General features: G+C 65.5%; 6 protein-coding genes. All 6 read right to left on the bottom strand.

From position 1 onward, the window contains the following. Positions 1–92: 92 nt before the first annotated feature. The 6 genes from flgG to flgB are packed head-to-tail and all read right to left on the bottom strand — an operon-like array spanning position 93 to position 4,548. Complete coding sequence (gene flgG, locus ACDELDRAFT_RS19180) at positions 93–872, bottom strand: flagellar basal-body rod protein FlgG (protein WP_005799687.1); 780 nt, start codon at positions 870–872, stop codon at positions 93–95. Positions 873–901: 29 nt separating this feature from the next. Further along, positions 902–1,642 (bottom strand): flagellar basal body rod protein FlgF, encoded by a 741-nt coding sequence (locus tag ACDELDRAFT_RS19175; RefSeq protein ID WP_005799686.1) that lies wholly within the window; start codon positions 1,640–1,642, stop codon positions 902–904. A gap of 34 nt (positions 1,643–1,676) precedes the next feature. Then, positions 1,677–2,954 (bottom strand): flagellar hook protein FlgE, encoded by a 1,278-nt coding sequence (gene flgE / locus ACDELDRAFT_RS19170; protein WP_005799685.1) that lies wholly within the window; start codon positions 2,952–2,954, stop codon positions 1,677–1,679. Between the two features lie 37 nt (positions 2,955–2,991). Then, entirely contained in the window at positions 2,992–3,654 is a 663-nt protein-coding gene (locus ACDELDRAFT_RS19165; protein WP_005799684.1) for a flagellar hook assembly protein FlgD, read from the bottom strand. 19 nt (positions 3,655–3,673) lie between these two features. Next, positions 3,674–4,078, bottom strand: a complete 405-nt coding sequence (gene flgC, locus ACDELDRAFT_RS19160; protein ID WP_005799683.1) for a flagellar basal body rod protein FlgC — start codon at positions 4,076–4,078, stop codon at positions 3,674–3,676. Positions 4,079–4,104: 26 nt separating this feature from the next. Further along, the gene (gene flgB, locus ACDELDRAFT_RS19155) at positions 4,105–4,548 is read right to left on the bottom strand and encodes a flagellar basal body rod protein FlgB (protein ID WP_005799682.1); all 444 of its coding nucleotides are present in this window, start codon (positions 4,546–4,548) and stop codon (positions 4,105–4,107) included. Positions 4,549–4,883: the final 335 nt, after the last annotated feature.

Below are 4,883 nucleotides of genomic sequence, written 5' to 3'. Positions count from 1 at the left end.
CGGGTTCAACGTGGCGCAGCCCGTGGCGAGCAGGGCCATGGCGGTGGGCGCGATCAGGCGCACGATGGTGTTCATTGCGGCGCTCCTCATGGTTACAGCTGCGCGAGCTTGGCCAGCATCTGGTCGGAGGTCTGGATTGCCTTGGAATTCATTTCGTAGGCGCGTTGCGTCTGGATCATGGTGACCAGTTCCTCCACCACGTTGACGTTGGAGGTCTCGAGGAAACCCTGTTTGAGTTCGCCGAAGCCGGCCGACGTGGGACTGCCGGTCTGCGGGTTGCCCGAGGCGATCGATTCCTTGTACAGGTTCTGCCCCACGGGCTCCAGACCGGCCGGATTGATGAAGCTGGCCAGCGTCAACCGGCCGGTGCCCACGGCTTTGCCGGCCGAATCGGTGAACGTGACCTCTCCGTTGGCCGCTATGCTCGCTTTGACGGCGCCGGCCACCTTGGTGATGCCGTCGGTCAGGGGATAGCCGCTCGAGTTCACCATCTGCCCGTCCTTGTCGATCGTGAACGAACCGTCGCGGGTGTAGGCAGTGGTGCCGTCCGGCATCGATACCTGGAAGAAGCCGGCCCCGTTGATGGCGAGATCGAAGTCCTTTCCGGACTGCTGCAAGGCGCCCTGGCGGAAGTCGCGGTTCGTGGCCACCACGTTCACCCCCAGGCCCAGGTGCAGGCCCGTGGGCAACTGGCTCTGCTCGCTGGAATTGGCGCCCACCTGGCGCAGGTTCTGGTAGATGAGGTCTTCGAACACCGCGTTGTTGCGCTTGTAGCCCGTGGTGGACACGTTGGCCAGGTTGTGCGAGATGACGTCCAGCTGGGTCTGCTGCGCAGACATGCCGGTCTTGGCGATCCACAGCGAATTGATCATGGTGCTTCCTTTGGCGCGTAATCGTCAGTTCAACCGTTCAGGCTGAGCAACTGGCTCGCGGATTTGTCGTTGGTTTCGGCGGTTTGCAGCAGCTTCATCTGCTGCTCGAACTGGCGGGCGGCGGCGATCATGCCGACCATGCTTTCCACCGCGTTGACGTTGGAGCCTTCGATGGCGCCAGCCAGCATGCGGGCGGTCGGGTCGTTGGGCAGCGGGTCGCCCGAGGTGGTGCGGAACAGCCCGTCGTCACCGCGCTTGAGCGGGTTGTCGGCGGTGGGCGTGGCCAGCTTCAGCCGGCCGATGGTGGTGGCGGGCTGCCCTGCCGTCTTGGCGCTGATGGTGCCGTCCGCGCCCAGCGATACCTCGGCGCCCGGGGGGACGTCGATGGGGGCGCCCGCGTCCGAGAGCACCGTCAGGCCGGTGCTGGTCAGCAGCGTGCCGGCGGAAGAGACTTCGAAGCCGCCGGCGCGGGTGTAAGCCTCCAGGCCGTCCAGCCCCTGCACGCCGAACCAGGCATTGCCCATCGCCATGGCGTCCAGGGCGCGCCCCGTGCGCTGCACGGGGCCGGGCGTCTGCAGATGGCCCGAAGTGGCCTCGAGCGCGAACACGCGGGTCTTCGATCCGTCGCCCTGCAGGGGCACGGAGCGAAAGGTCGACATCTCTGCGCGAAAGCCCTGGGTGGACGCGTTGGCCAGGTTGTTGGCCAGCACCGCCTGCCGCTGGGCGGCGGCGTTGGCGCCCGTCATGGAGGTGTAGATGATGCGGTCCATTGAGGCTCTCCGGTGGCAGCGACGCTTGCGTCGATCAGCGCAGGTTCACCAGGGTCGACATGACCTGGTCTTGCGTCTTGATGGTCTGGGCGTTGGCCTGGTAGGCGCGCTGGGCCGTCATCATGTTGACCAGCTCGGCCGTGAGGTCGACGTTCGAGTCTTCGAGCGCACCCGATCGCAACGCGCCGAAGTTGCCGTCGGTGGCGGTGCCCAGCACGGGCTGGCCCGATTCGAACGTCTCAACCCAGTTGTTGCCGCCCACGGCGGCCAGGCCCTGGGTGTTGCGGAAGCTCGCCAGCGCGAGCTGGCCCTCTGCACGGGTGACGCCGTTGGAATAACGGGTCATGATCATGCCGTTGTTCTCGACGTTGATGCCCGTCAGCTCGCCAGCGGTGTAGCCATCTTGCGTGAGGTCGGATACGGCGAATTTCGTGCCGAACTGTGTGACCTTGTCCAGGTTGATGTCGACCGGAAAAGTGGGCAGGCCGTTCGGGTTGGGCGGGCTGGGCGCGATGGTGAGGTTCAGCAGGTGCTCGGTGCTCGGTGCGACCGGCGCGGGGCTCACGATGGCGCCGTTGTTGTCGAACTTGATCTGCCCGATGGGCGTGGCCACCACGGGGGGCGATGCTTTGGGGTCGTCGAGCTTGTCGTACACATCCCAGGTGTTGGCGCCGTTCTTCTGGAAGTACAGGCTGACCGGCTTGGCAACGCCCTGGCTGTCGTAGACATTGATCGACGTGCCGTAGGTGGCGCGGGGCGTGGCCGGAATGGGGGGCGTGGCGGCCGGGTTGCCGGCGGCATCGGGGGCGCGGGCGTCGAGGTTGAAGCCGGCCATGATCTTGGTGGTCTGCTTGGCCGGGATGGGCTCGGCGGTGGGGAACACCATGGGAACGGGGGCCGTGCCGCTGCGCAGGCCTGTGAGGGGATCCACCGGGTAGCCCATGACCTTGGCGTTGTCGTTGGTCACCATGTTGCCCGTCTTGTCGAGCTTGAAATTGCCGGCGCGGGTGTAAGCAGGAGAGCCGTCGGGCTGCTGCAGGGTGAAGAAACCGTTGCCGTTGATGGCTACATCCAGGCTGTTGCCCGTGATGGTGAGGTTGCCCTGCGTGAATTGCTGGGCGACGTTCGCAGTCTCCACGCCGATACCGGCGTTGTTGCCGCCGGCACTGCCGATGGCCGACGCCACCATTTCAGCAAATTCGGCGCGTGAGGCCTTGAAACCGGTGGTGTTGGCGTTGGCGATGTTGTGGCCGATCACGTCCAGGTTCTTGCTGGAGGCGTTCAGGCCGGAGAGGCCTTGCTGGAAACTCATGGGGTGCTCCTCGGTGGATATGGGGCTGGCTGTGAACTCAGAGAATGGCCTTGACCTGGCTGTAGGTGACCGTGCCGCCACCCTCCAGGTCGAGGGTGAGCAGGCCGCCGTCGGCGCCGGCGGAAACGACCTTGGACTGGAGCAGCGGTGTCGACTCCACGGCCGTCGAGCCGTTGAGCGCCGTCACCTTGAAGCGCAAGCCTTCCTTGCTGCCGGCGTATTTGCTCGCGTCCCATTCGAACTGGTGGCGGCCCTGCGTCTGGGCGCCAAGGTCGACCGATCCGACCAACTGGCCGCCGGCGGTAAGAACTTCCACCTTGACGTCGCCCGCGGCGGCGCTCAGGTCGAACATGCCTTTGCCCACGCCGTCCGCGACAGGGAGGTTGTTGCCCTCGGTGACCACCGAGCGGCCAATCATGGAAGCACCCTGCAGCACTTGCAGCGCGCTGAACTGGTCTGCCATGCTCTTCATGGTCTGGTTGAGTTGCTGGATGCCCGTCACCGTGTTGATCTGGGCCATCTGCGATGTCATCTGCGCGTTGTCGAGCGGATTCATTGGGTCCTGGTTGTTCAGCTGGGCAACCAGCAGCTTGAGGAAGCGGTCCTGGGCTGCGTTGGGATCGGTCGCGGGGTCGGCCTTGGTGGCCGTGCCGGAGGTCGCTGCGGCAGTGGATGTGGTGGAGGTGGCGCTGGTGATCATGGCAGGGGTCCGAAAGGAGTTATTGGCCCATCTGAAGGGTCTTGAGCAGCAGCGACTTGGCCGTGTTCATGACCTCGACGTTGTTCTGGTACGAGCGCGAGGCCGAGATCATGTTCACCATCTCATCCACTGCGTTGACGTTGGAATGGGTGACATAGCCCTGCGCGTCCGCGGAGGGATGGCTGGGGTCGTGGATGCGCCGCCCCGGGGTGTTGTTTTCGCTGATGGCGCTCACACGCACGCCCGCCGAGCTGTCGGCGCCCATGGGAGCGGTCTGGAAAACGACCTGCCGAGCCTTGTAGGCCTGGCCGTCCGGGCCGGCCACGGCATCCACGTTGGCCAGGTTGCTGGCCACGACGTTGAGGCGTTGCGACTGGGCGCTGATGGCGCTGCCCGACACACTGAAGATGGAGAACATGGACATGGTGGTTTCCCGTTTTCTGCGCGGACCTACTGGCCCTGGATGGCGCTGAGCATGGTCTTGGCCTGCCCGTTGATGAAACGCAGCGTGGCTTCGTAGCGCACGGCGTTGTCCACGAAATTGGCGCGTTCGCGGTCGAGGTCAACGGTGTTGTTGTCGAGACTGGGCTGGGTCTGCACGCCGTACCCCAGCGTGCCGCGTGCCCCCCCGCCAAGGCTCGCGGTGGGCAGGGGAATGTGGCGCGGGTCGGTCGTGCCCGCAGTGCCCGCTCCGCCGCTGGCGAGGTGCGCGGCGCTCGTGGCAGAGCCCGCACCAGTGGCTTCGCGCAGGGTTTCGGCAAAGTTGAAGTCGCGCGCCACATAGCCGGGCGTGTCGGCGTTGGCGATGTTGCTTGCGATGGCGCGCTGGCGCTCGGCACGCAGCATCAGCGCGTTGCCGTGGAAATCCAGCCGGTCGGTCATCTTGTCAAGCATGTGTGCCTCACACTCGTGTTGCAGTGGCACCGGTTCCTGGTGGGGTTTCCGGCGTGGCTTGATTATGAAAACGGCAGGTTTTTTCTAAAGCGCGAAGAACGCGGACATTGGTGCGCAGTTCCGAGGTTTGGCACGTGGGCGCCTGCCTATAGTGGCGGGGGTGAAATGGCCCGCGCAGCGGCCATTGCCCTTCACGTTCGAGGAAGACGCCATGCCAAGCTCCCCACTATCCGCCCCTGCCACGTTCTCCCGCCTGCGGCCCGCCTTGCGGGTGGTGGCCTTCGTGATTGCGGCGGTTGCCGTGGTGGCTTCGCCCGCCCGGGCGCAAGCCGTGG

The sequence above is a fragment of the Acidovorax delafieldii 2AN genome, assembly GCF_000175235.1.
Lineage (GTDB): Bacteria > Pseudomonadota > Gammaproteobacteria > Burkholderiales > Burkholderiaceae_C > Acidovorax > Acidovorax delafieldii_B.
This window is presented reverse-complemented; position numbering and strand designations above follow the sequence as displayed.

Coding starts and splice junctions, on each gene's coding strand:
- flgG (WP_005799687.1), bottom strand. CDS start 872: ATGATCAATTCGCTGTGGATCGCCAAGACCGGCATGTCTGCGCAGCAG.
- ACDELDRAFT_RS19175 (WP_005799686.1), bottom strand. CDS start 1,642: ATGGACCGCATCATCTACACCTCCATGACGGGCGCCAACGCCGCCGCC.
- flgE (WP_005799685.1), bottom strand. CDS start 2,954: ATGAGTTTCCAGCAAGGCCTCTCCGGCCTGAACGCCTCCAGCAAGAAC.
- ACDELDRAFT_RS19165 (WP_005799684.1), bottom strand. CDS start 3,654: ATGATCACCAGCGCCACCTCCACCACATCCACTGCCGCAGCGACCTCC.
- flgC (WP_005799683.1), bottom strand. CDS start 4,078: ATGTCCATGTTCTCCATCTTCAGTGTGTCGGGCAGCGCCATCAGCGCC.
- flgB (WP_005799682.1), bottom strand. CDS start 4,548: ATGCTTGACAAGATGACCGACCGGCTGGATTTCCACGGCAACGCGCTG.